The organism is Streptomyces sp. AMJ-169 (assembly GCF_055597585.1).
Genome location: NZ_JBVLTJ010000002.1, coordinates 246966 through 269865, shown reverse-complemented (window position 1 = coordinate 269865; position 22900 = coordinate 246966). Strand labels below are relative to the sequence as shown.

The following is a 22900-nucleotide window of genomic DNA, read 5'->3' as shown; positions in this document are numbered from 1 at the left end:
TGTTCAGCCAGATGCGTGCCGCAGTCGCGGTCGCTGCGGTGGCCGTCTGTCTCGCGGGGGCCGCTCCCTCGCCCGCCCAGGGGCCACAGGACCCTCCGGACGAGAAGCACGGCTACTTCTCCTACGAGCCGCTGGCCGCGGACGATGTGACGCTGGGCTTCTTCTCCGACCAGCCCTTGGCGGAAGGGAAAGCCACTCCTGTGTCGGAGCTTCCGGGCCCGGTGCGGCAGCGGCTGACGGGCCACGGCGCGGTGGCACCGCAGACCGACACCCCTAGCGGGTACAAGCTGCGCAAAGGGGCGGCCAGCACGGACTACATCTACAAGTCGGCGGACGTCTACGCCATCGAAGCCAGGTGCGACACCAGCGAGTGCCGGGCGGTCCAGCAGGTCAAGGTGGCGATCAAGGAGTATGTGCGCGGCAGGACGTCGAAGGTCTGGGAGATCACGTTCTACGGCAGCCGCTGGAGCGGTCCGTCCGGGTTCCATATGGACTACTCCTACGAGTGCGGCGTCAACATCTCCGGCGCACGGGACAAGACGTGCTCGACCTGGAGAAGCGATGGCGCGCAGGGGCCGGGCTCCGGGGTCGCGGTGGACAAGCAGAAGATCGTGAAGAACTTCGGCAGTACGGCTGTGGTCACCAAGTTCCCCATGGTCAACCTGATGGTGACGTTCGCCGACGGCTCTCACGCGGTCGGTGACGACGGGAAAAACGGAGAAAAGTTCCGCGGCTGGGATGTCTGCGTCACCAACACGACCACGAAGCTGTGCCACAGTACCGGCGACGGCAGCTGAGCTGAGCACGGCGGAGGACGGCGATGGTGGACTGGACCGGGCTGCGGGAGCTGATCGCCGGGCCCAAGCCTGCCGTCGTCGGCCTGCATACCTCGGTTCAGCCGCGTCGCGGCGATGGCCAGGGGTGGCCGCCCGATAGTCCTGTGCGGATCTCTACTCGCTTTGCCTATCGGCCGCCCGGGGACTGGTTCCTTGATCATGGGGGTGGGGATTTTTCCCTTGGCGTGCGTGCGGGGGGTGCGGGGCTGGAGTTCGGGGTGGGGTTTCCTTGGGATCTTGCGCCGGAGCCTTGTCGTTTGGTCGTGCCTGGGTTTTTGGGTGGGGTGGTGGCTGAGGGGGAGCCGGTGGCTGTGCGGCGTGATGGGCGGGAGGGGTGGGGTGTTGTGCTGAGGGTTCCTTCTCTTCCTCATCCGTTGCGGGTGGTTGTCGACGCGCGGACCGGGATTCTGTTGCTGGCCGAGGTCCAAGAGGCCGGGTATCGGGAGGAGTTGGCGGAGCTGGAGTTTCCAGGGGTGTTGCCGGATGAGCGGTTTCGGTGGGGTGGGGTGATGGCGGCTGAGGGGGAGGCGCGGGAGAGGCGGGTTGCCGCCGTCGTCGCGTATTACCGTGAACGGCCGCTGCCTGTACCGGAGTTCTGGCCCGGGGGGCGTGAGCACTTCGAGGTCTCGGTGTTCGACGGGGACCTTGACAGCGGGCTGCTCGCGATCGATCTCTACAACGACGGTGCGCCTGAGGGGACGCCGGCTATGGCGGTCCTGATCCGGCGGCCGGCGGGGGCCGCGCCCTTCGAGCCGGGGTGGGTCTCGTCTCCGGAGGCGTTCGTGCATCACTGGGGGGACGGCAAGTGGCTTTGGACGTTGGGGGTTTGGGGGCGGGCGTTGTCGGTGGCTGAGCTTGAGGGGGTTGTGGGGTCCATGCGCTGAAAGGGTGACGAGGCGGGCTTCCCGTCGTTGAGCAGGGCGTTCCCTCTCGACGGTTCCGAGGAAGCGAGCATGTGCCCATGGCTGCCGCCACCATCTGCCCGCATTGCAACAGCCCTGAGTCGATCTGCTACATCGTGAGCTACGTCCCCGGCGAGGAGAGGATCACCCCCTTCCAGTGCCTGAGCCGGGGGTGTAACAAGTCCGTGACCTACGCGGGCCCGTACGCCTCCCTGACCGGGACGGCCGCTTGTGCCACCAGCCACTGCGCGGGGGTCGTGAGCGATGAGTACGGCTACGACCAGAGGGGCCGCCTGGTCAGACTGCTCCGCCAGAACTGCCGGATCTGCGGGACGGATCGGGCTGCGGGGGTGGGGTACGCCGGTCAGCCGGCCGGTGTCTCCCAGTAGTCCGGGGGGAATTCGCCGGGCTCGGTCTTTCTCGCCGTTCCGCGAAGCAGGCCCTCTGCCGGAGGTTCGGTGACGGGCCTGTCCTCCTTGGGCGAGGATGAGGGATAGCCGAACGACTGTGCCGCCGTGTGGTGGTCAGGGCTCATGGTGCACCTCGGTTGTCAGACGCACGTCCACTTGGACGCTTTCCCATATTGCAGGTTGCCGCGCACCTCCACTCCGTTTGTGGCGATCGCGTAGCCACGGCCTTCGAGACGGTAGTTCTGCTGGCCGTCCTTGGGGTTGGCCTTACAGCCGACACCGAAGGTGCTGTCGTTGATCTGGTCGCTGGTCCTCGGGCCGACGATCGAGTTGGTGATGCGGTGCCATCCGTCTTTCTGGGAGGCGAACTGCGCCTGGGTCCACTGACTGCGGAAACTGCCGGTGCATGTCTGGTGCGTGCCGGCCTTGATGTCGCGGAGCCCGTCGGCGACAACCGCTCCGACCCAGATAGTGCAGACAAAGCCGTCGGGCGCGTGAGCGGCATCCTTCGCGGAGGCGGCCAAGTCCGGCGGGAGCCAGTTGCCGAGATCGATGCCGCCGCCCGCGGAGGCCACGATGTTCAGCTCCGCGGGCGGTTCGTCGGCCGCGACAGCGACACCGCCGACGAGTACGGCACCCGCAAGAGCGGCCAGAGGCAAAGCTACGGCTCTGCGCATGGACGATCCTTCTTTGGAAGCCTGATTGCGTGAAACGGGTAAAAGGGACCCTAAGGGATGGGGGCCCGGCTGTTGCCTGTTTGCGCCACGAGACCCTCAGCGGTGTACGACCGCCGCGACGAAGGTCAGGACGACCGTCGCCCATATCGTCAGCAAGGTGAGGGTGAAGAGGGTTCTCATGGTGGCCAGGGGTGGTGGCAGCGGCAGGTGCAGGTGAGGAAGTGGACGCCGGGGACGCCGGAGTCGCGGGGGTGGGTTTCCTGGCAGTGGGTGTGGGTGCCCAGGGTGCAGGGGATGGAGGCGTAGGGCGGGTCGGGGTGGGGTGGGGTGCGGCTTGGGTTTCGTGTTCCCAAGTGGCATGTTCCTAGCGCGTGTTGCGTCGCCTCCCTCGTCAACAGGCTTACCAGCAGCCTCAGTAGCAGTCTCCGTAACCCGAACCTCCTCACCTCCCCTCCCCGTTGAGCGTCAGCACCGCCCACACCACCTTGCCCACGCCGTCCCGTGACTTGACGCCCCAGCTTTCGGCCAGTGCGTCTACGAGTACGAGTCCCCGGCCGCCCTCCTCGTCCGGCTCCGCATTCCTCAGCTCCGGCAACTCCTCGCTCGCGTCGGCGACTTCGAGGCGGAGTTCGTCTTCCGTCAGCTCGAACTCCACCCTGATCTCCCGGCCGGGGAGCGTCTTGGCGTTGATGGCGTTCGTCGCCAGTTCCGTAAGCAACAGCTCCGCTGTGTCGGCCAGTTCACCGCAGATGCGCCAGCGGGCCAGCTGGTGGTGGAGGGCGGTTCTGGCTCGGGTGACGCTGCGGCGGTGGCGGGGGTATTGGAGGGCGACGGTGTGTGGGGTCGTGGCGTTCGCGGGCATGGCTCATCCCCTTGCGAGGTGGGTGACTGCACGTCGGCAACGTCCAAGAAGCTAGCCGTGTTCGAATCGCGACCGCAACGTGCTTGCTCGCAAATTTGCGGTCGCTCTAATGTTCTATCTATACCCCGCCCATTTCAACAGGGCAGACTCACCACACGAGTTGAGAGGAGCTGGAGATGCCCACAGGGGGAAAGCCGACCGTGCGTAGTCGCAGGCTCGGCGTAGCGCTCAGGCGCCACCGCGAAGCCGCCGGCCTCGACCAGGCAGCGGCGGCTACGGCCATCATGAAGGCCATCAGCAAGGTCAGCCGCATAGAGAGTGGTCAGGTCTCGGTCTCGGCCCTCGAAGTGCACACCCTGCTCGACCGGTACGGGGTGACGGAGGAGGGGGAGCGGGCTCGGCTGTTGGGTTGGGCGCGTAGTAGTAATCAGCGGGGGTGGTGGGTCGATTATGAGGAGACGCTGCGGCCCTACTACGCCGACCACATCACGCTGGAGAACGACGCGACATACATCCTCTCCTGGGATCCGGTGCTGATTCCGGGCCTGTTGCAGACCGCCCAGTACGCGGAGAAGGTCATCACCATCGGACCGACCTTCGTCGCGGAGGCCGAGGCGGCTGAACTGGTCGAGGTCCGGATGCAGCGACAGCGCAGGGTCGACGAGGGGTCGGTGCAGTACACGGCGATCATCTGGGAGCCTGCGCTCACTTCGCTCGCCGACGGCTCCGAGGTGTACGCGGACCAGTTGCAACACCTGCTGAAGGTTGGGCGTCGGCAGAACGTGACGCTCCAGATCCTGCCGGTGTCGGCATTCCTGGCCGCGACGATGTCCGACGCGTTCACAGCCTTCTCCTACGGCGTGGAGCCCTACGCGGAGGTCGTGACCGTCCGAACTCCCGCGAATACCACCGTCGTCGAGGGACCGGAGGACTTGGCCGTCTACTCCAACGTCTTCAATCGGCTACGCTCGGCAGCACTGTCGCCCGCGCAGTCCGCCCGCCGGATTCGCCAGGCGCTGGACAACAAGGACTAGCCGACGTAAGAGGAATCGTGACCCCCGAGATCGAGATCGTCAGCGCGTTCCGCAAGTCGTCGTACTCGGCACAGCACAACGACTGCGTCGAACTTGCCCTCGCGTTCCGCAAGTCGTCGTACTCGGCCCAGAACAACGACTGCGTCGAACTCGCCCTCACCCCCCTCGGGGGCCGCGCCCTCCGCGACAGCAAGTCCCCCTCCAGCCCGGTCCAGTTCATCGCCGAAGCCGCCTGGACCCCCTTCCTCACCGCCCTGAAGTCAGGCGAACTCCCCTCCGCCTGAGCGGAGTTGAAAGGCCCCGGTCGGGAACACCCCTTCCCCGGCCGGGGCTTTCCTGTGCCCGCCCCCGGGGCTCCGGCGCCTTTCCGAGAGGCTGGATCAGGGCCGGGGCAGCGGATCTCGCCGCAGCCCGGCCACGCCCTGCCCGGCCTGCCCGCCGCGTAAGGGCACCGGTTTCTCCCGGGGCGGGTGAACCTGGGCAAAGCCCGCCCCGGGCACGGGCACGGCCCCGATACTGGCCGCCATGACCCCTACGCCCGACCAGACCCCGGCCCCGTTCTCCCGGATCAAGGTCCGCACCGGCGCCCTCGTCTTCTGTGGCGACGACGTCGCCCTCATCCGCCGCGACCGCCCCGGCTCCGTCCACTACACCCCGCCCGGCGGCAACGTCGAGGACGGCGAGGACTTCCGCCAGGCCCTCGCCCGCGAACTCGCCGAAGAACTCGCCCTCGACATCGAACAGGCAGAGGGCGGCGACCTCCTCTGGATCGTCGACCAGCGCGTCACCCGCCCCGGCCCCACCCCGCCGCCCCGCAAACTCCACCTCATCCACCGCCTCCACATCACCCCCGAGGTCCGCGCCGGCCTCGCCGAACAGGAGCTGGACGAACAGCCCGACGGCACCCATGAAGTCGGCGTCATCGAATGGATCGACTACCGCAAGACCGCCGACCTGCCGATCTTCCCGCCCATCGGCCCCGCCCTCGCCGCCCTCCCCGACCCCCGAGCCACCGTCGGCGACGCCGCACTCGACGCCGTCACCGACGACAACTACACCTGGATCGGGTGAACCCGGGTCCGGTCCCCGACAGCGGCTCGGCTCGGCGGCGGGCCGCGCCGCTGTTTCACGGGTGCCCCTGGACACACAGCTGTACTCCCTCACCGAGGAACTGAAAGCGAGCGACGCCGGCCTGGCGCCTCTGCGCCCCGAGCCCCGAGCCGCGGTTTTCCTGTGCCCGTCCGGGGGCCCTGGGCCGGGCGCAGCTCCCCTGCGCGGCCCCTCCTCCAGCCAGCCCTCGGGCCCCCTCCACACCCCCGCCCCTCTTGGACGGGGCAGGTCAGGTGGTGATGAGGCGGCTGGTGAAGCCGGCGTGGACGAGGGACTCGTACGCGGCACGCACCTCCTCCGGGACCTCCTGCTCGATGGCGAACCCGAGCTTCGGGTAGGCGATCACGCGCTGGAGGTCGCCTACGAGCATGTCCAGGACGAGTTTCTCGTCGCCGATGGACTTCAGGTAGTCGTCGAACTCCAGCGGCTCCGACGCGCAGCGGAACTCGACGCCGGGCCACAGCTTGCGGGCGGTCGCGAACGAGCGCCTCTCCATGTAGGGCTTGGAGATCAGCAGCGCTGTCGTCGGGTGGACGCCTGCTGCGGCCAGGACCGCGCGGGCGAGGGTGATGTTCTGCCCGGTGTTCGCCGCGTCGGGTTCCAACAGGATCGCCTCGGCGGGGACGCCCAGGGCGATGGCGTGCTCGCGATAGTGGACGGCCTCCCCGCGTGGAAAGACCTCGGCGGTGGTGGGGCTGTTGCCGCCGGTGAACACCAGGGTCGGGAAGAGGCCGGCGCGGTACAGGCGGGCCGAGTGGGCCGCGACGCCGAGGTCATGGCTGCCCAGGCCGATCGCCACGTCGACGGGCCGCAGTTCGTGCCGCATCCGGTGGTAGTCCCAGATCAGCTCGGCCTGCCGCCACTGCTCATTGCTCACGCGTGTTCTCCCTGGTCACGGTTGCTGAGGCCGCCCCTGCGCCTCGGACCCCGAGCCCCGGGTTCCGGGCCCCGGGCCCCGAGCTCTTCCATGGGGTTTTCTGGGTTTTCTCTGGGTGGGAAAAATCCAACCAACCAAGCCTGTACCGGAGTTGTACGGGGGGTTTAATCCGAATGGGTGACGTTGGGTGATCGGGTTGCGTCGGAGCGTTCAACGGCTCTAGGTTCGCGGCAACCGCAAACGTAAAGCGGCCCCGGTCGGTGCGCCAACACCGGCTCCGGGGCCTCACCGAACACATCGAGGTTCATTCGATGCTGGCTACTGCCAAGCCTAGTCCCGCCCTCCCCTCCCCGTCCCACCCCCTCGCCAAAACGGGGTACGGCAAGCGCTCCGCGGGTGACGAACCCCCGTACGGCGACCCGGACTTCGCACATCTGCGCCCCCGTGAACGCGACATCGCCGTCTTCATCGACCACCTCGAAGACGGGCACGCCATGGGGTACAAGGTCATCGCCGCCGAGCATCCCGCTTACGGCCAGCAGGCCGTACGGACGTCGATGAAGCTGCTGAGCGGCGCCGGGCATCTGCATCAGCTGCGCGAACATCTGACCGTCGAGGACAACTCGATGCGGTGGGTGACGCGGACGTACTGGTCGCGGGTGGCCAAGTCCCGTGAGTGGTGGGAGGGGTTCGCGCGGGCGCGGGGTGGGCGGATCGTGACGGGGGCGTACGGGATGGGGTTGGCGCGGGTGGACTTCGGTGAGGGTGAGGGTGAGGAGGGGGAGGGCGTAGAGGCGCAGGAGGAGCGGGCTGAGGACGACGTGCCGGGGCCGGAGTTGGAGCCGGAGCCGGAGGTGGGGTCACAGCCACAGCCGCAGCCACAGCCGCAGCCACAGCCGGAGTTGGGGCCGCAGTCGCAGTCGCAGTCGCAGTCGCAGCCGCAGCCGGAGTCGGGGCCGCAGCCGCAGCCAGGGCCGGAGTCGGGGCCGCAGCCGGAACCCACCCTCGCCCACCTCACCCTCACCGAAGTCCGCGCCGCCGACCCCCGTATGCCCCTCTCCGCCGCCGACTGCCGCGCCCTGGAACCCCTCGTGGAGCAGTGGCTGGAGCGCGGCGCGAGCCCGAACGACGTTCTGCGCGCCCTCACCGACGGACTCCCGTCCGCCGTGACCAACCCGGGCGGACTCGCCCGCCGCCGACTGGAGGACAAGATGCCGCCGAGGAAGCCGAAAGCCTGTCCGCAGGGAGCCCCGCTGCGCGCCCGCGTGGACCGGGTCCTGCTCGCCTGCCTCACCTGCGACGCCGACGAACGCACCACGCAGATCATCGACGGGGTGTGCCGCGAGTGCCACGAGGAGCTGGACGGCTACGACGACGCGCCCGAGCCCGGCTACATCCCGGCCACCTTCCGGGCCGCCCCGGTCCCCGACGCCGTCGGCGTACACCGCTGGGCCGACTCGATCCGGGCGGCGAGCGGGTGGCGGCGGACGTGAGGGGGCGGGCGATCGTTATCCAGTGCTGTCAAGCGAAGACGCAGGTACATCAGCTAGAAGCTGATCTGGCAAGTCAGGCGAGTTCCTTCGGCAGCTGTCTGCTCCAGGTGGAACACGGCCGGGGCTGCTGGCGGGGACGCCGCCACGTGACGTTGAGGCCGCACGTGGCCGAGTGAGCGCACCTTGGCATCCGTCTGCGGGTGCACTCTGTCTGGCCGCGTCCGCAGGCGATGTAATCGCGTCAAGTCTGCCCGCCGCGCGAAATTAAGATCGTGTGGCTCCGGGCTGTCTGTTACGGTGACTTGGATTCGGTCAAGCGTTGCTGACCACAGCGCACGCCGAACGGCGAATTGCCGGTGCCGCAAGGGGGGAACGGGGAAATGTCTGACACCACGTCTGTAGAGGTATTTTCCGGCCGCGTGCTTGAGTGGCACAGCGAGGAGGGCTGGGGAGTTCTCGCTTCCGATGCCTTCCCGGACAAGGTGTGGGCACATTATTCGGCGATTCAGGCCGAGGGCTATCGTGAACTGACTGTTGGGCAGTCCGTCACTTTCTCGGCCGAGCGGGCTGAGCAGGACGAGTACCGCTGCCGTGCGGTCTCTGTCTGGCTTGAAGGGGGAGCGCGATGCTTGCCCGACATGGATGAGGAGCCCGGATTTTCATCCCACCTGGATATCAGGTTCGATTCCTGACGCAGCATCGGTAACTGGCCGGATCTTCTCCTATCGGCACGCACAGTCGTAGTGTGGTCTCTTCTGCTGTGCGCTCTAGACAGGAATCCTGTGTCTTCTGCATCCATGAAAAGAGTTGCTGCTGTCGGCTCCGCTACGTTGGCCGCAGTTCTCGCTCTGAGTGCCGTTCCCGCTCACGCCGGGACGCAGCAGGGTAAGTTCACGTTCAAGGTGTCATCCCCGTACTACGAAAAGACGGACTCCAACGGCACCTTCACCGGCCAGGTGAACATGTCCGGGACGGCCGGTCGGCCTGCTCCTATGCCCTGGTCGTTCCGCACATCTCCCGCTGTGCAGGCCATAGCCGTAGGCCGAATGAAATGCACGGCTGGCCATATGCAGCTGCCTTACCACGACAGCCACGCCAATATTGCCGTCAACTATTCCTGGCATTCATCGGTCCCCAACAATCTCCGCAACAAGGACTACACGCTATACGGAAACTGCACGTTCCGTGTCAATGTCGGGGGCAGGACCGGCACAGCCAACCTCGGCTTCAGTTTCAAGTACAACCTTTTTGACGGAGTCACTCCGTTCCGGACCGTAGAGGATGACAGCGACGAGGAGGGGTCGCCCTACGTCAGCGACCTTGAGATCGGCTATGACTCCTAAGAGGCTCCGGGATCGGTAGGCTGTTTCGGCTCGCCAGTACGCCTGGCGAGCCGTTTCGGTTGTTAGTCAACAGTGGGTCTTCAAAACATGAAAGCGAAAATATCTACACCGGTCGAGGATCCTGCGGCGGTGTAGTGAACGTACCGTGCCCGAGGCATCTTCATCTCCCGTGGCAATACCTCGGCACCGCACGGCATGGCCAAGAAGATTCCTGTACCGGACAGCATGATGTAATCAGCAATGCCGGAATCGGCGGCACTTGGACGGGTGCTGGAAGTTGGATGAAACAGGTCATCCGCCTTGGCCGTCGAGGGCGGAAATTCCCGTTTCCAGTGCCTTCTGGACGCCTGCGCTGAGGCTGTCCGGATCGCCGATGCGACCAAGAGCATCCCACTGCGCTGGGGTGACGACAGCGTGGACCTTGATGTCGTCCAGCGGCCCGAAGGAGCCGTCCGACCGTTTGCCGGACTCGGTGGCGCAGCCCTGCCACATCTCGGCGAGCTGGCGGATCACCCGCTCACGCCATTCATCGGGCAGCGGGACCCCCTGCTCGGCCTCCGCCAGGACAATGACCTCCGCAGCGGCAGCGGACGGCAGGGCGCCGAGGTCGCGGACGACCACCGCCAGACGCTTCGCGAGCCCGTCCAGGGTGGCCGCGTAGCCGTCGCCGCCGCAGTAGAGCATGTCGTACACAGGACGGCGCATTTCGTCGCTGACACAGTCGGCGGCGATCTCCTCCACGGGCCGCTGCCGGATCGCGGCACCACGGCGAAGACGCTGCGCCGCCCAGCCACTCACGAGGACCGTGACGGTCAGCTCCGCGCGGTCGTCACCACGAGGCTGCGGGGTCTGCATGGAGGCGACAGTAGCTCCTGCCGGCAGCACGGCGAGGGTCCTTGCCCGACCTCCAGTGTGAGCTCTCCAGGAGGCCGCCGATGCCCCGGCCAGGAACACCCCTTCCCCAGCCGGGGCTTCCCTGTGCCCGTCCGGGGGCCCCGGGCCGAGCGCAGCTCCCCCGTGCGGCCCCTCCTCCAGCTAGCCCTCGGGCCCCCTCCACACCTCCGGCCCCCTCCCCTGGCCAGGGACAACCCCTAGGTGGTGCTCTCACCCTCCCCCCAAGGGGTGTACTTTCCTACACCCCGTCTTCGGGAGTGGGCTCTCTCGTTCCGCCTCCTCGATTCCGGAATTGTTGACCACACAAGGGCGGCGCTGAAAACCGCCCCGGACAACGAGACCTGAAACGAGAGAAACCCCCCATGAAGTCGCTGCTCTCCTCCCGCCCCGTGCTGTGGTTCCTGTTCCTCTTCAACGCGGTCGTCGCCGTCGCCGCGCCTTTTGTGGTCGACGGGACGCAGGGGGTCATGACGGCCGTCGGAATGGGCGTCGTCTCGCTGGGCGCCGGAGTCAGCCTGCTCCGGGACCGGGCCTGAATTGGGTGAGTCCTGTATCTCCGCTGTACGACAGCTGCACGGGCGCTAAACGGTGAAACGCGATTCTTGAGTCACTTCCTCCCCACAGACCCCGGAAGGAAGCCAAGAAGCCCCAGAGACAACTGGAGTTGAGATGAACCGGCGTCCCAAGCGCTCCCTGGTCATCGGCACCGCCGCCCTCGTCGCCGCAGGCACCCTCGGCGCCGGCGTCAGCTTCGCCGGACCCGAGCACAAGACCGAGCACAAGGCCCAGCACAAAGCCCAGCCGAAGCTCGCGACGAAGGCCCAGATCGCCGGACTTTTCGACCGCTGGGACACGGCACTGGCCACCGGCGACCCGCAGAAGGTCGCCGACATGTACGCCGAGGACGCGGTCCTCCTCCCCACCGTCTCCAACAAGATCCGCACCAACCGCGCGGAAATCGTCGACTACTTCGAGAAGTTCCTTCTCAACAAGCCGACGGGCAAGAAGATCACCACCATCGTGAAGGTGCTGGATTCCAACTCCGCCATCGACACCGGGCTTTACGAATTCACCCTCACCGACCCCAAGACGGGCAAGAAGACCACCGTCAAGGCCCGCTACACCTACGAGTACGAGAAGCAGCGCGACGGCCAGTGGAAGATCGTCAACCACCACTCCTCGATGATGCCCGAAGGCTGATCGCCACCCACAGGCCCCCTCCGGGAGCATCCCTAAGGGTCACCGTGCCGCCGTCGTCGGTCACCAGTTGTTTGACGACGGCGAGCCCCAGCCCCGACCCCGAGCGGCCCGTAAGGCCCTGCCCCCGCCAGAAGCGGTCGAAAGCCCGGGATTTCTCCGGGTCCGACATGCCCGGACCCTGATCCAGGACCGACAGCACGACCGTCCGCGAGCCCTGCTGCTCCCAGCGGACGGTGATCGTGCCGCCGTCCGGTGACACCTCCAGGGCGTTCGAGAGCACGTTGTCCAGCACCTGGTCCAGATGACCGGGGCCGGCCAACACGAACGGCCGGTCGTCGACACCCCCCATGAGCGTGATGGTGACTCCACGCTCGTCGGCGGCCGGCCTCCACACCGCCAGCCGTTCGTTCACGATCTCCGTAAGCGGCAGCGGCTCGGCGGCAGTCACCTTCGCCTCGGCCCGCGCCAGCACCAGCAGACCGTTCACCAGCCGGCTCATCCGCACGACTTCCGCGGTCGCCTGCTCGACGTCCTCGCGCACGAACTCGTCGTCCGTACCGTCCGCGATGTTGTCCAGCGACAGCCTCAACGCCGTGAGCGGCGTACGGAGTTGATGCGAGGCGTCGGCGACGAAGATGCGCTGCGAGGCGATCAGCGTGTCGAGGCGTTCGCCCGCCTGGTTCAGGGTGCGCGCGAGGGTCTGCGTCTCCTGCGGGCCCGTCTCCGGCGTACGGGCGGTCAGGTCGCCGTCGCTGAACTTCGTGGCCATCTCGTTGAGTTGGCGCAGCGGCCGCGTCAGCCTGCGCGCCACCACCGCGCCGATCGCCGCCGCCACCCCGATCACCGCGACCGCGAGCCCGGCCCGGAAACCCCAGATGTTCCACAGCCGGCTCGTCATCCCGGAGGTCGAGTAGACGATGCGCACGGCCCCCACCGGCGGCCCGTCCTCGGCCTGCGCCGGGACCGTGATCGTCAGCTCCTTGCCCCAGATGAAGTCCGAGCCCCAGTCGGTGGTGGCCTTGCCCTCCCGCACGGCCGCGTCCAGCGCGGCACCGGCGGCCGGCCTCGGCAGCGGCGCCGCGCACTTCGCCGTCGCCGTGACCTGCACCTCGTCCTCGGTCTCCCGCGCGTACGCCCGCGCGAGCTGCGTCAGCGCCCGGCACGACGCCGGGTCCCCCTCGCTCAGCAGCAGCGCCATCGTCGTCGCCTCCCGCTTCACCGACAGCTCGGTGTCGTCGCGCAGCTGCTTGGTGAGGGTGAAGGCCACGGGGAAGGTGAACAGGCCGATCGCGACGGCGACCAGGAGGACGTAGCTGAGGATGAGCTGGCGGATCATGCGTCATCCCCAGAAACGATCTCCAGCCGGAACCCCACCCCCCGCACCGCCTCGATCGTGATCGCCCCCGCCAGCTTCCGCCGCAGCGCCGCCACATGGACGTCCAGCGTCTTCGTCGGCCCGAACCAGTTCGCGTCCCACACCGCCTCCATGATCTGCTCGCGCGTCATCAGCGCGCCCGGCTCCTCGGTGAGGAACGCCAGCAGGTCGTACTCCTTGGGCGCGAGCGGGATCTCCTCGCCGTGCAGGCGGACGCGGGCCGCCTTGCGGTCGATCGTCAGGGCGGCGCCGTACCTCTCGGGGCCCGCCTCCGCCGTCGTACGCGGCTGCACCCGGCGCATCACGGCCCTTATGCGGGCGATGACCTCGCGCACCCCGAAGGGTTTCGAGACGTAGTCGTCGGCGCCCAGCTCCAGGCCGACCACCCGGTCGGTCTCGTCGCTGCGGGCGCTGATGACGATGATCGGGACGTCACCGCGCTCCCGCATCGCCCGGCAGACGTCCAGGCCGTCGGTGTCGGGGAGGCCGAGGTCGAGGAGGACGACGTCATGGGGGTCGGTGTGGGCGAGCGCGGCGGCGCCCGTCGTCACCCAGTCCACCTCGAAGCCGTAACGCCGCAGGCCACGCCGGAGCGACTCGGCGACCGGCTCGTCGTCTTCCACCAGGAGTACGCGCACAGCGGGAACCCTAGTGGTTGAAATCTCACCATGCGGCACCCCCTAGGGGAATTCCGGGCGCTCGTTAGACTGACCGGTGCAAACGACCGGACTGAGCGAGGAGCGCACGTGGGCCTTGTCGTGCAGAAGTACGGAGGCTCCTCCGTAGCCGATGCCGAGGGCATCAAGCGCGTCGCCAAGCGGATCGTGGAAGCGAAAAGAGACGGCCACCAGGTGGTCGTCGTCGTTTCCGCGATGGGCGACACGACGGATGAGCTGATCGATCTCGCGGAGCAGGTGTCCCCGATGCCTGCCGGGCGCGAGTTCGACATGCTGCTGACCGCCGGGGAGCGGATCTCCATGGCCCTGCTGGCGATGGCGATCAAAAACCTGGGCCACGAGGCCCAGTCGTTCACCGGCAGCCAGGCAGGCGTGATCACCGACTCGGTGCACAACAAAGCCCGGATCATCGACGTCACCCCCGGGCGGATCCAGGAGTCGCTGGACAAGGGGAACATCGCGATCGTCGCGGGTTTCCAGGGCGTCAGCCAGGACAAGAAGGACATCACCACGCTCGGCCGCGGCGGCTCCGACACCACCGCCGTCGCCCTCGCCGCCGCGCTGCGCGCCGAGGTCTGCGAGATCTACACGGACGTCGACGGGGTGTTCACCGCCGATCCGCGCGTGGTCAAAAAGGCGCAGAAGATCGACTGGATCGGTTTCCAGGACATGCTGGAGCTGGCGTCGTCCGGCTCCAAGGTGCTGCTCCACCGGTGTGTGGAGTACGCGCGGCGCTACGACATCCCGATCCACGTCCGGTCGTCGTTCAGCGGTCTTCAGGGCACGTGGGTCAGCAGTTCGCCGTATCAGCGAGGGGACAAGAAGGTGGAGCAGGCCATCATCTCCGGTGTCGCGCACGACACCTCCGAGGCCAAGATCACGGTCGTCGGTGTGCCGGACAAGCCGGGCGAGGCCGCCGCGATCTTCCGGACGATCTCGGACGCCGAGATCAACATCGACATGATCGTCCAGAACGTCTCCGCCGCCTCGACCGGCCTGACGGACATCTCCTTCACCCTCCCGAAGTCCGAGGGCCGCAAGGCGATCGACGCCCTGGAGAAGAACCGCGGCGGCATCGGCTTCGAGTCCCTCCGCTACGACGACCAGATCGGCAAGATCTCCCTGGTCGGCGCCGGGATGAAGACCAACCCGGGCGTCACGGCCGCGTTCTTCGAGGCGCTCAGCAACGCGGGCGTCAACATCGAGCTGATCTCGACCTCCGAGATCCGTATCTCGGTGGTGACCCGCGCGGACGACGTCCCCGGCGCCGTCCGCGCCGTGCACACCGCCTTCGGGCTCGACTCCGACAGTGACGAGGCCGTCGTGTACGGAGGCACAGGACGCTGATGGCGGGGTCCGGACGACCGACGCTCGCGGTCGTGGGAGCGACCGGGGCCGTCGGCTCGGTCATGCTCACGATCCTGTCCCAGCGCGCCGACGTCTGGGGCGAGATCCGCCTGATCGCCTCCCCGCGCTCGGCCGGCCGCAAGCTGGCCGTGCGCGGCGAGGAGGTCGAGGTCATCGGCCTCAGCGAAGAGGCTTTCGACGGCGTCGACGTCGCGATGTTCGACGTCCCCGACGAGGTCGCCGCCCAGTGGGCGCCCGTCGCCGTCGCGCGCGGCGCGGTCGTCGTCGACAACTCCGGGGCGTTCCGGATGGACCCCGACGTGCCCCTCGTCGTCCCCGAGGTCAATCCGCACACCGCGCGCCTTCGCCCGCGCGGGATCATCTCCAACCCCAACTGCACGACCCTGTCGATGATCGTCGCCCTGGGCGCGCTGCACGCCGAGTTCGGGCTGCGGGAGCTGGTCGTCTCCTCGTACCAGGCGGTCAGCGGGGCCGGCCGGGAGGGCGTCGAGACGCTGCGGCGGCAGCTGGCGCAGGTCGTGGGCGCTGCCGGTGCGGAACTCGGGACCAAACCGGGGGACGTGCGGCGGGTCGTCGGCGACGACACCGGGCCGTTCCCGGCGCCGGTCGCGCTGAACGTCGTCCCCTGGGCGGGGTCGCTGCGCGAGGACGGGTGGTCGTCGGAGGAGATGAAGGTCCGCGACGAGACCCGCAAGATCCTCGGGCTGCCCAGGCTGCCGGTCGCCGTGACGTGTGTCCGGGTGCCGGTGATCACCACGCACTCGCTGACCGTTCACGCCCGTTTCCAGGACGAGGTGACCGTTTCGGGGGCGCGGGAGATTCTCGCCACGGCGCCGGGGGTGGTTCTGTTCGACGATCCCGCCGCCGGGGAGTTTCCGACGCCGGCCGATGTAGTGGGCACCGATCCGACGTGGGTGGGGCGGGTGCGGCGGGCGCTGGACGATCCGACGGCGCTGGAGCTGTTCGTGTGCGGGGACAATCTTCGTAAGGGGGCCGCGCTCAATACCGCGCAGGTGGCGGAGTTGGTCGCGGTGGAGTGGGGGAGTGGTGGGGGGCGGGGGGTCTGAGGTGGGGCCGGCGGGGCGGTCTGATCGGGGGCCGGCGGGGTGGGTGCCGGCGGGTTCCGGGGCGGTCTGATCGGGTGCCGCCGAATGGGCGACGCGCCTGCGGGCGAAAAGCCGCTGGCCAGGGTGGAAGTCCTTTGTAGGATCCCGGTCAAGAGCGCTGCCTGGATATATGCCCCTGACACCTTGTCCCGGGGTGGCCTCGCAGCCGAAGATTTTCCCTCCGTGCCCCGCAACCGGGTGGGGCGCGCGGGGCGTCTTTGCGGTCACCTTTGCCGGGGCGCGGAGGCGGGTGAACACGGGCTGTAGCTGTGGTCGGCCTGTGAACGGGCGTGGGGACGCCCGTTTCGGACGGGAAACCGGGGAAGAGCGGGACGCATGACGGTAGATGAGGGGGCGCGCGCCGGTAGACGGGCGGGCGTGCGGGTCGGTTTGGGCGGTGGCGGTGGCGGTGGCTTCGGTGCCGGTGCCGGTGCCGGCGTCGGGTTCGGTGCTGGCGTCGGGTTCGGCTTCGGTGCCGGCGTCGGGTTCGGTGCTGGCGCTGGCGCTGGGCGTGCTGAAGAAACGATTCCGATGTGGGCGCCGGGGGCGTCGTACGCGAACTCGGCGTGCGGGCGGGCGGCGTGCGTCAACTCGACGTGCGTCAACTCGGCGTGCGGGCGGGCCGCTTGTGGGTGCGGGGTCGGTGGAAAACTCGCGTACAACCCCTGCCGGGGTACGCGTGTCCAACTGGCGTGGCTGACGTACTCGACTTCCAAGCGGCGACCCGTGCGGCCGTTCTGCGTCCGCCCCGGCGGGCGGTCCGGCCGCGCGCGGGCGGGGTGTCCGGCGTGGGCGGGGGTTCCGGCGTCCGCGCGGGCGCGGGGCCCGGTGTCCGCGCCGTGGGCGGGGCTTCCGGCGGGCTGCCGGTGATCGCCCCCATGCCCGCGAGCGCCGGTATCCCGAGCCCGCGTGCCGGCGCCGACGAGACCGTGGCGGCCGGCACCACCGTCGACCACCTCACCGAGACCTACCGGGCGCACTACCGCTCCCTGCTCGGTCTCGCCGCCCTCCTCCTCGACGACACCGCGTCCTGCGAGGACGTCGTCCAGGAGGCGTTCATCCGCGTCCACTCCGCGCGCAAACGCGTCCGGGACCCGGAGAAGACCCTGGCCTATCTGCGCCAGACCGTCGTCAACCTCTCCCGCTCCGCCCTGCGCCGCCGCATCCTCGGCCTCAAGCTCCTGTCGAAGCCGATGCCGGACATGGCGAGCGCGGAGGAGGGCGCGTACGACCAGCTGGAGCGCGACTCCCTCATCAAGGCGATGAAGGGGTTGCAGCGCCGGCAGCGGGAGGTGCTGGTGCTGCGCTACTTCGCGGACATGACCGAGGCGCAGGTCGCCGAGACGCTGGGGATCTCGCTGGGGTCGGTGAAGGCGTACGGGTCGCGGGGGATCGCGGCGCTGCGTGTCGCCATGGAGGCGTCGGCGTGAGCGGGGAACCCGGGGACTGGGAGGAACCTCTTGAGGGGGGCGGGGAGTTCCCTAGGGGGGTCGGGTCCCCTAGGGGAGCCGAGTCCCGTACGGGCTTCCCTACGGGTCCCCCTAAGGGCTCCTCCGGATCGGAGCCGAAGCAATCACACGCTGGGAACGAGACTGTGAACGACCACCTCGACGACCAGAGCCGGGACGGGCTCGACTCGGACGAGCTGGAGCTGCGGCACCTGCTGCACAGTTCGGTGCGGGACCTGGGGCCGCGCGACGGCGCGCTCGACCACCTGCGGCGGGCGGTGCCCGCGCGGCGGGCGCGCAAGCGGCAGGCGGTCGTCGGGGTCGCCGCGGCCGTCCTGCTCGCGGGGACGGCCGTCCCCGCGCTGCTGAACGTCTCCGGCGACAGCTCCGACGCGAACACCTCGATGGCCGGCCAGTCCTCGCGCACCGAGGGCAGCGGCGGCGGGGGCAAGGGCCCTGACGGGGGTACCTCGGGGAAGGCCGACGGCGCCGGCGGCCAGGGCACCGGCAAGGACTCCGGGACCCCTAAGGGTTCCGGCGAGGGCAAGGGCAGCGGTGGCGGCGCGAGCGACGAGGCGAGCGGCGGCCCGGCCACCTCGGCGGGCGGCGCGACGGCCCCCGCCTGCACGCCGGCCCAGCTCGGCGCGGCGACGTCGAGCGTGGACAGCCCCGACTCGTCCGGTGTCGTCTACGGCACCTTCCGCGTCGTCAACAACTCCGCGAAGAGCTGCACGGTCGCGGGCAAGGTCGCGCTGACGACCGTCGCGCAGGGCGCCGCCGACCAGTCGAAGATCGGCGTCACCGCCCACACGGCGGGCGACGCGGCACCGTCCCTGCCCGACCCCTCCCTGTACGTCACCCAGCTCCTGCTCGCGCCGGGTTCCGCGTACGACGTGAAGTTCGCGTGGGTGCCGCTGGAGACGTGTCCCACCTCGGGGAGCAGCACCGGCGGCAGCGGGAGCGGCGGGGAGACGGGTTCGTCGCCCTCCCCGAGCCCCTCGTCGAGCGAGGCCGCCTCCAGCGGGGGCGACAGCCAGAGCAGCGGGACGTCGGCGCAGTTGGTCACGGAGAGCGGGGTGACCACGGCGGCGGGGAGTGTCGCCGTGACGTACACCGCTGATGCCGGGGGGCCGAGTGTGACGGCGACTGTGCCGGACGCGTGTGCGGGGACGGTTTACCGGACGGGTGTGGTGGCGGCTTCTTGAGCGGGTCCCTTAGGGGAGGTCTCGGGGTTCTCGGGGTCTCCGGGGCCCTCGGGGTTTCCCTTAGGGGGGCCGGGGGCCCCGGGGGTGCCGGGGTTTCCGGGGCCCCCTAGGGGATCGCCCGGGTCGATGCCGAGGGCGGCGTCCCTGAGGGCCTCCACCTCTCGTCGTACGAGGCGGAACCACATGAAGACGACGAAGCCCGCGAAGACGAACCACTCGCCGGTGTAGCCGAGGTTCTGGAACGCCTTGAGGTCGAGGCCGGTGTTGGCGGGGGCGGTCGCGGGGACGGTCGTCATGCCGGAGTCGGCGGTGCTGAGGGTGATCCACGCGTCGTACAGCCGGCCCGGGACCAGGTTGACCAGGGAGCCCGTGCTGATCGCGGCGGTCTGCCCGGCGGGGAGGCCGCCCTGGGCGGAGACGCCGTTCTCGCCCGGGGTCTCGGTCGCCTGGAGCGCGCCGGTGACGGTGACCTCGCCGGCCGGGGGCGCCGGGGCCTTCGCCGCTTCGGCCTTGCCGGGGAGCCAGCCCCGGACCACCGGGAGCGAGGTGCCCGAGTCGGTCTTCAGCAGCGTCAGGACGTAGAAGCCGCTCTTGCCGTGCAGCTGGCGGCCGGGCACGAGGAGCTGCTTGCCGTACGTCCCCTGGGCCGTGACCCTCTTGTTGACGGTCGCCTTGTCCACGGGCAGCAGTTCGGCGAGCGGCCGGGGCGTCTCGGACCTGCCCTCACGCACCGAGGCGTCGAGCGTCCGGTGGTCGTCCATCCGCGCCTCGAACCGGCTCAGCTGCCAGGACCCCATGAACACGCAGAAGGGGATGGCCAGCAGCACGAAGACGTGAATCCCCCACCAGCGGGGCGTCAGCAGAAACCGGTACACGTATCCCACCGTACGGGGCGGGGGCGGGGCGGCGGGAGGCGGGGTCGTCCCTTACGGGCCTTACGGGTCCTGGGGGCCTGCCCGGCGGATCAGGTCCCCTAAGGGTCGGGCGGGCCCCTAGGGGGCGGCTATCCCTTACGGGCCCTGAGGGAGTACATCAGGGGAATCCTGGGGTGACCGGCCGGGAAGCGGTGGAAGCCGTCGCGCTGCTCGAAGTTGCCGAAGCGCTGGAAGAGGGAGACGTCCCGTTCGCGCAGGAACTCGATCCGCAGCCCCGCCCCGGCGACCGCACTGACGACGTCCCCTAGGGGATGCTGCCACTCGACGCTGCGGTTGTGGACGGTGTCGGTGGCCGCGGATCCGTACGTCCCCGGCTCGTCGTACACCTGGGCCCCGGCGTCGAAGTAGTCCCGCACGATCCGGGAGCCGGTCTCGTCGTCGAGGACGTCGGTGAGCGGATGGAACTCGGAGAGGTACAGAAACCCGCCGGGTACGAGCAGCGCGGCCACCGTCTCCGCCCAGCGCCGCAGATCGGGGAGCCAGAGGAGGGCGCCGCCGCCGGTGAAGACGATGTCGTAGCCGGGGTCGGGGACGGCGGCGGGGGCGTCGTACACATCGGAGACGACGAACTCGGCGCGGGCAGTGGGGAGTTCGAGCTGTTCGGCGAGGTGCCGGGCCGTCTCGACCGCCGGGGCGGAGAAATCGAGCCCCACGACCTTGCGGGCGCCTCGGCGGGCCCAGGAGAGGGTGTCCTGTCCCATGTGGCACTGGAGATGGAGGAGGGACTTGCCGGCGACATCCCCCACTTCCTCGACCTCGAACTCCCGCAGGGTGCCGGCCCCGGCGAGGAAACCGGGAAGATCGTAGAAGTCCCCGGCGGCATGCAGGGGGACCCGTTCGTCCCAGAGGGACCGGTTGGCTTCGCGCCAGTCGGAGGGGGTGGAGGGGGTGGACATGGGGGAGACGGTACGGAGGCCCGTGAGGGGGCACCACTGAATTCTTCAGGCGAACGACGGCCATCTGTCCGCCGCCCAGCTCCGCCAGTCCCCCCACCCCTCCGGCGGCGCGTCGGTGGCGCTCCCCTCGATCTCGTCCGGCCCCGGCTCCTCGAACTGCCCCCGCCAGCGCCGCAGTTCCTCCTCGGTGATGGGGAAGGTCTGCTCCGGAGTGGTCGACCAGCGGTGGGCGATGCGCGCCCGCTGGACCTCGGGGGTCACCGGCAGATACACCAGTCGGAAGGCCGCCCCCTCGGCTTCCGTGAGCCACCGGATCGCCGACCTCTCCGCGCGCGACCAGCAGCCGAAGTCCAGCACCACCCCCGTACCGAGCCGCACCGCATCCAGCGCGACGCTCAGCAGACGCCCCTCCAGGACATCCCGCCTGCCGTTCTTCTCGGAGACACCGAACAGGGGGATCATCCACTCGTCCGGAGTGATCCTCAACAAGCCTTCCTCCGCTGCCAGTTGGCGTGCGGTGGTGGTTTTCCCGGCGCCGGGGAGGCCGGTCAGCAGGTGTAGTTCGGGCATTCTTGGATGGTGGCAGACGGAGAAGCGTACGGATCGCCGCGCCAAGTTTCCTGTTCTCTCAACCGGGCCACCTTGACCCGCCTGTCACAGCGTCGCGAGGATCGAACTGGACATCAACTTGTGCAGGGGGCGGCCGGTGAAGCTCAACCAGCTTGCGAGCGAGTGTGACGAGGGGCCGTGCCCGACCGTGTGGGCGATCGAGGGCACGGAGAGTGTTCTGGTGCAGGGCTTCAAGGTGGACGACGAGGAAGCGCTCACCACCATGCGGTTACCCGGCAACGAAACCGCTGTGCGTGTTCCCATGTCTCTCCTCCTGAGGGTGGCCCGTGAACATCTCGCCTGAAGACTTCGGCAACCTCTTCAAAGAGTTTCAGCGGGAAGCATTCCGGCTGGAGACCTTGGACGACTACAGCAGGTCGGGGGGCGTCGAGGCCTATCGGGCTTTCTTGGCCGGAGAGCCTCAGCCGGAAGAGTACAAGTCGGCCGATTGGGTCAAGACCGTGCGGGGCGCTACGCGGTCCGGTAAGCGCATGTACCGGGTTCACGTTCTCTCCCGCCCCCTCAGCGACTATCTGAGGTTTGAACTCGGGTGGGGTTATGTGCGCAACCAGGAGGCCGGAGAAGAGTTCTTCATTCTCGACACCACCGGCCAGCCGAACTTGCTGGAGGGCGTACCGGACTTCTGGGCGTTCGATGAACGCACTGTCGTAACCATGCGGTACGGCGATGGTGGTGAATTCCTGGGGGCTGAACTGATCCCCGAGGAGCAGGCCCGGGAATGGCTTGAGCGTCGAGACTTGACCATGAGTATCGCTGTGCCTTTCCGTGACTGGTGGGAGCAGCACAAGCCGGCGTGAGCAACATCAATATCGGTCGGGCGCTACGGGAACTGCGGGAAGCCGGCGGGATGCAGGCTAAAGCGGTCGCCCGTAGCGCCTTTTCTCGCGGCCTTGGGGGTCTCGGAGGAGGTGAAGGGCCGGTTCGCCGAAGTGGCCCGTAAGGCGGCCACGGAGGCGACAGCGTGGCGAATCCTGCGTCGTACCGGACTTCACAAACATCAGGATGAAATCAGGGCCATAGAGGCTCAGACAACCCTTATGCGGCTCTTTCAGCCGTCGTGCATTCCTGGCCTGCTCCAGACCCCTGAGTATGCGCGCGCCATCCTCGGTCGGCACGGCTATACGCAAGGTGCGCTGGAGAAGATGTTGGGCGCACGTCTGCTCAGGCAAGAGGTCCTGCATGACGTCCACCGAACATTTCGATTCGTGATCACCGAGTCCGTGCTCAGATGGAGAATCGTCCGTCTCTCGATGCTGGCGGCGCAGCTGGACAAGCTCATCGCCGTATCAAGAATGCAGAATGTGCACATCGGAGTTCTTCCCCTTTCGGTGTCCATGGTGGAATTGCCTACCTCCTCGTTCGTTCTCTTCGATACGAGCCTGGCCATTGTGGAAATCCCGCATGCCGAGATCACCACTACCGAATTCAGGGACATTGAGCTTTATGCGGGAAAGTTCGACGGGTTCGAGGGTGCTGCCCTCGTGGGTGAGGAAATGCGGGCCTTCGTCGCAGGGCTCCGGGATGACTTCTTGAGGCAACAGGAAAGAGGCTAGAGGTCTATCGGCGACAGGCCGAGGATGTGTCGGGCAGACACAGAAATGGTCACCTAGGAAGGCACACCC

At 68.4% G+C, this 22900-nt stretch carries 28 protein-coding genes; 18 read left to right on the top strand and 10 right to left on the bottom strand.

Going from position 1 to position 22900, the window contains the following annotated elements; genetic code table 11:
• Positions 1 to 11: 11 nt before the first annotated feature.
• The 3 genes from ACYUD3_RS05805 (at position 12) to ACYUD3_RS05795 (ending at position 2127) form a co-directional block, all read left to right on the top strand.
• Positions 12 to 797, top strand: a complete 786-nt coding sequence (locus ACYUD3_RS05805; RefSeq protein ID WP_470964660.1) for a hypothetical protein — start codon at positions 12 to 14, stop codon at positions 795 to 797.
• A 344-nt stretch (positions 798 to 1141) separates the two neighbouring features.
• Positions 1142 to 1720, top strand: a complete 579-nt coding sequence (locus tag ACYUD3_RS05800; protein ID WP_470964657.1) for a hypothetical protein — start codon at positions 1142 to 1144, stop codon at positions 1718 to 1720.
• Positions 1721 to 1797: 77 nt separating this feature from the next.
• Positions 1798 to 2127: a hypothetical protein gene (locus ACYUD3_RS05795; RefSeq protein WP_470964654.1), complete on the top strand. Its 330-nt coding sequence runs from the start codon at positions 1798 to 1800 to the stop codon at positions 2125 to 2127.
• A 161-nt stretch (positions 2128 to 2288) separates the two neighbouring features.
• Here the strand turns inward: ACYUD3_RS05795 and ACYUD3_RS05790 are convergent, their stop codons facing one another.
• The 3 genes from ACYUD3_RS05790 to ACYUD3_RS05780 all read right to left on the bottom strand — a co-directional run bounded on the left by ACYUD3_RS05790 (position 2289) and on the right by ACYUD3_RS05780 (position 3687).
• On the bottom strand, positions 2289 to 2825 hold the full coding sequence (locus ACYUD3_RS05790) for a hypothetical protein (RefSeq protein WP_470964651.1): 537 nt from the start codon (positions 2823 to 2825) through the stop codon (positions 2289 to 2291).
• Positions 2826 to 3001: 176 nt separating this feature from the next.
• Positions 3002 to 3178 carry a hypothetical protein gene (locus ACYUD3_RS05785; protein ID WP_470964648.1) on the bottom strand — a complete coding sequence of 59 codons (177 nt, stop codon included), beginning with the start codon at positions 3176 to 3178 and terminating at the stop codon, positions 3002 to 3004.
• An 89-nt stretch (positions 3179 to 3267) separates the two neighbouring features.
• Complete coding sequence (locus tag ACYUD3_RS05780) at positions 3268 to 3687, bottom strand: ATP-binding protein (protein WP_470964645.1); 420 nt, start codon at positions 3685 to 3687, stop codon at positions 3268 to 3270.
• Positions 3688 to 3863: 176 nt separating this feature from the next.
• Between ACYUD3_RS05780 and ACYUD3_RS05775 the strand changes: the two genes are divergently transcribed.
• The 3 genes from ACYUD3_RS05775 (at position 3864) to ACYUD3_RS05765 (ending at position 5792) form a co-directional block, all read left to right on the top strand.
• A complete protein-coding gene (locus ACYUD3_RS05775) occupies positions 3864 to 4721 on the top strand; it encodes a DUF5753 domain-containing protein (RefSeq protein WP_470964642.1) in 858 nt (285 codons plus the stop codon).
• A 17-nt stretch (positions 4722 to 4738) separates the two neighbouring features.
• Positions 4739 to 5005, top strand: a complete 267-nt coding sequence (locus tag ACYUD3_RS05770) for a DUF397 domain-containing protein (protein WP_470964640.1) — start codon at positions 4739 to 4741, stop codon at positions 5003 to 5005.
• Between the two features lie 241 nt (positions 5006 to 5246).
• A complete protein-coding gene (locus ACYUD3_RS05765; RefSeq protein WP_470964638.1) occupies positions 5247 to 5792 on the top strand; it encodes an NUDIX domain-containing protein in 546 nt (181 codons plus the stop codon).
• Positions 5793 to 6060: 268 nt separating this feature from the next.
• On the opposite strand, the gene ACYUD3_RS05760 is transcribed toward ACYUD3_RS05765, so the two are convergent.
• Entirely contained in the window at positions 6061 to 6657 is a 597-nt protein-coding gene (locus ACYUD3_RS05760) for a YdcF family protein (protein WP_470966024.1), read from the bottom strand.
• A 362-nt stretch (positions 6658 to 7019) separates the two neighbouring features.
• On the opposite strand from ACYUD3_RS05760, the gene ACYUD3_RS05755 reads away from it, so the two are divergent.
• From ACYUD3_RS05755 to ACYUD3_RS05745, 3 genes are all read left to right on the top strand, one after another.
• The gene (locus ACYUD3_RS05755; protein WP_470964636.1) at positions 7020 to 8201 is read left to right on the top strand and encodes a hypothetical protein; all 1182 of its coding nucleotides are present in this window, start codon (positions 7020 to 7022) and stop codon (positions 8199 to 8201) included.
• A 380-nt stretch (positions 8202 to 8581) separates the two neighbouring features.
• Positions 8582 to 8893 carry a cold-shock protein gene (locus ACYUD3_RS05750; protein ID WP_470964635.1) on the top strand — a complete coding sequence of 104 codons (312 nt, stop codon included), beginning with the start codon at positions 8582 to 8584 and terminating at the stop codon, positions 8891 to 8893.
• 90 nt (positions 8894 to 8983) lie between these two features.
• Positions 8984 to 9544 (top strand): hypothetical protein, encoded by a 561-nt coding sequence (locus ACYUD3_RS05745; protein WP_470964632.1) that lies wholly within the window; start codon positions 8984 to 8986, stop codon positions 9542 to 9544.
• A gap of 291 nt (positions 9545 to 9835) precedes the next feature.
• Here the strand turns inward: ACYUD3_RS05745 and ACYUD3_RS05740 are convergent, their stop codons facing one another.
• On the bottom strand, positions 9836 to 10399 hold the full coding sequence (locus ACYUD3_RS05740; RefSeq protein ID WP_470964629.1) for a hypothetical protein: 564 nt from the start codon (positions 10397 to 10399) through the stop codon (positions 9836 to 9838).
• A 401-nt stretch (positions 10400 to 10800) separates the two neighbouring features.
• On the opposite strand from ACYUD3_RS05740, the gene ACYUD3_RS05735 reads away from it, so the two are divergent.
• Positions 10801 to 10974 (top strand): hypothetical protein, encoded by a 174-nt coding sequence (locus ACYUD3_RS05735; protein WP_470964626.1) that lies wholly within the window; start codon positions 10801 to 10803, stop codon positions 10972 to 10974.
• Between the two features lie 133 nt (positions 10975 to 11107).
• Positions 11108 to 11638, top strand: a complete 531-nt coding sequence (locus tag ACYUD3_RS05730; protein ID WP_470964623.1) for an SgcJ/EcaC family oxidoreductase — start codon at positions 11108 to 11110, stop codon at positions 11636 to 11638.
• Here the strand turns inward: ACYUD3_RS05730 and ACYUD3_RS05725 are convergent.
• Entirely contained in the window at positions 11604 to 12974 is a 1371-nt protein-coding gene (locus ACYUD3_RS05725) for a HAMP domain-containing sensor histidine kinase (RefSeq protein ID WP_470964620.1), read from the bottom strand. The two genes, ACYUD3_RS05730 and ACYUD3_RS05725, sit on opposite strands and share 35 nt — an antisense overlap.
• Positions 12971 to 13651: a response regulator transcription factor gene (locus tag ACYUD3_RS05720; RefSeq protein WP_470964617.1), complete on the bottom strand. Its 681-nt coding sequence runs from the start codon at positions 13649 to 13651 to the stop codon at positions 12971 to 12973. The genes ACYUD3_RS05725 and ACYUD3_RS05720 overlap by 4 nt, the downstream gene beginning before the upstream one ends.
• A gap of 108 nt (positions 13652 to 13759) precedes the next feature.
• Between ACYUD3_RS05720 and ACYUD3_RS05715 the strand changes: the two genes are divergently transcribed.
• The 4 genes from ACYUD3_RS05715 to ACYUD3_RS05700 all read left to right on the top strand — a co-directional run bounded on the left by ACYUD3_RS05715 (position 13760) and on the right by ACYUD3_RS05700 (position 18817).
• Positions 13760 to 15037, top strand: a complete 1278-nt coding sequence (locus tag ACYUD3_RS05715; protein WP_470964614.1) for an aspartate kinase — start codon at positions 13760 to 13762, stop codon at positions 15035 to 15037.
• Positions 15037 to 16125, top strand: coding sequence for an aspartate-semialdehyde dehydrogenase (locus tag ACYUD3_RS05710; protein ID WP_470964611.1), 1089 nt, complete (start codon positions 15037 to 15039; stop codon positions 16123 to 16125). The genes ACYUD3_RS05715 and ACYUD3_RS05710 overlap by 1 nt, the downstream gene beginning before the upstream one ends.
• Before the next feature lie 731 nt (positions 16126 to 16856).
• Positions 16857 to 17594, top strand: a complete 738-nt coding sequence (locus ACYUD3_RS05705) for a SigE family RNA polymerase sigma factor (protein ID WP_470964607.1) — start codon at positions 16857 to 16859, stop codon at positions 17592 to 17594.
• Positions 17595 to 17758: 164 nt separating this feature from the next.
• Complete coding sequence (locus tag ACYUD3_RS05700) at positions 17759 to 18817, top strand: hypothetical protein (protein WP_470964604.1); 1059 nt, start codon at positions 17759 to 17761, stop codon at positions 18815 to 18817.
• On the opposite strand, the gene ACYUD3_RS05695 is transcribed toward ACYUD3_RS05700, so the two are convergent.
• The 3 genes from ACYUD3_RS05695 to ACYUD3_RS05685 all read right to left on the bottom strand — a co-directional run bounded on the left by ACYUD3_RS05695 (position 18787) and on the right by ACYUD3_RS05685 (position 21218).
• On the bottom strand, positions 18787 to 19692 hold the full coding sequence (locus tag ACYUD3_RS05695) for an SURF1 family protein (protein WP_470964601.1): 906 nt from the start codon (positions 19690 to 19692) through the stop codon (positions 18787 to 18789). The two genes, ACYUD3_RS05700 and ACYUD3_RS05695, sit on opposite strands and share 31 nt — an antisense overlap.
• Before the next feature lie 128 nt (positions 19693 to 19820).
• Positions 19821 to 20648, bottom strand: a complete 828-nt coding sequence (locus ACYUD3_RS05690; RefSeq protein WP_470964598.1) for a class I SAM-dependent methyltransferase — start codon at positions 20646 to 20648, stop codon at positions 19821 to 19823.
• A gap of 45 nt (positions 20649 to 20693) precedes the next feature.
• Entirely contained in the window at positions 20694 to 21218 is a 525-nt protein-coding gene (locus ACYUD3_RS05685; protein WP_470964595.1) for a P-loop nucleotide/nucleoside kinase family protein, read from the bottom strand.
• 136 nt (positions 21219 to 21354) lie between these two features.
• Here ACYUD3_RS05685 and ACYUD3_RS05680 point away from each other — a divergent pair, with 136 nt between their 5' ends.
• From ACYUD3_RS05680 to ACYUD3_RS05670, 3 genes are all read left to right on the top strand, one after another.
• A complete protein-coding gene (locus ACYUD3_RS05680) occupies positions 21355 to 21561 on the top strand; it encodes a hypothetical protein (protein ID WP_470964592.1) in 207 nt (68 codons plus the stop codon).
• A complete protein-coding gene (locus tag ACYUD3_RS05675; protein WP_470964589.1) occupies positions 21545 to 22075 on the top strand; it encodes a DUF6879 family protein in 531 nt (176 codons plus the stop codon). The genes ACYUD3_RS05680 and ACYUD3_RS05675 overlap by 17 nt, the downstream gene beginning before the upstream one ends.
• 111 nt (positions 22076 to 22186) lie before the next feature.
• Complete coding sequence (locus ACYUD3_RS05670) at positions 22187 to 22831, top strand: DUF5753 domain-containing protein (protein ID WP_470964587.1); 645 nt, start codon at positions 22187 to 22189, stop codon at positions 22829 to 22831.
• Positions 22832 to 22900 lie beyond the last annotated feature (69 nt).

What these genes read in the sequence shown, in the direction of transcription:
- ACYUD3_RS05725 (WP_470964620.1), bottom strand. Translation starts at nt 12,974, where the DNA reads ATGATCCGCCAGCTCATCCTCAGCTACGTCCTCCTGGTCGCCGTCGCG.
- ACYUD3_RS05775 (WP_470964642.1), top strand. Translation starts at nt 3,864, where the DNA reads ATGCCCACAGGGGGAAAGCCGACCGTGCGTAGTCGCAGGCTCGGCGTA.
- ACYUD3_RS05755 (WP_470964636.1), top strand. Translation starts at nt 7,020, where the DNA reads ATGCTGGCTACTGCCAAGCCTAGTCCCGCCCTCCCCTCCCCGTCCCAC.
- ACYUD3_RS05760 (WP_470966024.1), bottom strand. Translation starts at nt 6,657, where the DNA reads ATGCGGCACGAACTGCGGCCCGTCGACGTGGCGATCGGCCTGGGCAGC.
- ACYUD3_RS05740 (WP_470964629.1), bottom strand. Translation starts at nt 10,399, where the DNA reads ATGCAGACCCCGCAGCCTCGTGGTGACGACCGCGCGGAGCTGACCGTC.
- ACYUD3_RS05790 (WP_470964651.1), bottom strand. Translation starts at nt 2,825, where the DNA reads ATGCGCAGAGCCGTAGCTTTGCCTCTGGCCGCTCTTGCGGGTGCCGTA.
- ACYUD3_RS05765 (WP_470964638.1), top strand. Translation starts at nt 5,247, where the DNA reads ATGACCCCTACGCCCGACCAGACCCCGGCCCCGTTCTCCCGGATCAAG.
- ACYUD3_RS05735 (WP_470964626.1), top strand. Translation starts at nt 10,801, where the DNA reads ATGAAGTCGCTGCTCTCCTCCCGCCCCGTGCTGTGGTTCCTGTTCCTC.
- ACYUD3_RS05780 (WP_470964645.1), bottom strand. Translation starts at nt 3,687, where the DNA reads ATGCCCGCGAACGCCACGACCCCACACACCGTCGCCCTCCAATACCCC.
- ACYUD3_RS05750 (WP_470964635.1), top strand. Translation starts at nt 8,582, where the DNA reads ATGTCTGACACCACGTCTGTAGAGGTATTTTCCGGCCGCGTGCTTGAG.
- ACYUD3_RS05795 (WP_470964654.1), top strand. Translation starts at nt 1,798, where the DNA reads ATGGCTGCCGCCACCATCTGCCCGCATTGCAACAGCCCTGAGTCGATC.
- ACYUD3_RS05710 (WP_470964611.1), top strand. Translation starts at nt 15,037, where the DNA reads ATGGCGGGGTCCGGACGACCGACGCTCGCGGTCGTGGGAGCGACCGGG.
- ACYUD3_RS05730 (WP_470964623.1), top strand. Translation starts at nt 11,108, where the DNA reads ATGAACCGGCGTCCCAAGCGCTCCCTGGTCATCGGCACCGCCGCCCTC.
- ACYUD3_RS05805 (WP_470964660.1), top strand. Translation starts at nt 12, where the DNA reads ATGCGTGCCGCAGTCGCGGTCGCTGCGGTGGCCGTCTGTCTCGCGGGG.
- ACYUD3_RS05690 (WP_470964598.1), bottom strand. Translation starts at nt 20,648, where the DNA reads ATGTCCACCCCCTCCACCCCCTCCGACTGGCGCGAAGCCAACCGGTCC.
- ACYUD3_RS05685 (WP_470964595.1), bottom strand. Translation starts at nt 21,218, where the DNA reads ATGCCCGAACTACACCTGCTGACCGGCCTCCCCGGCGCCGGGAAAACC.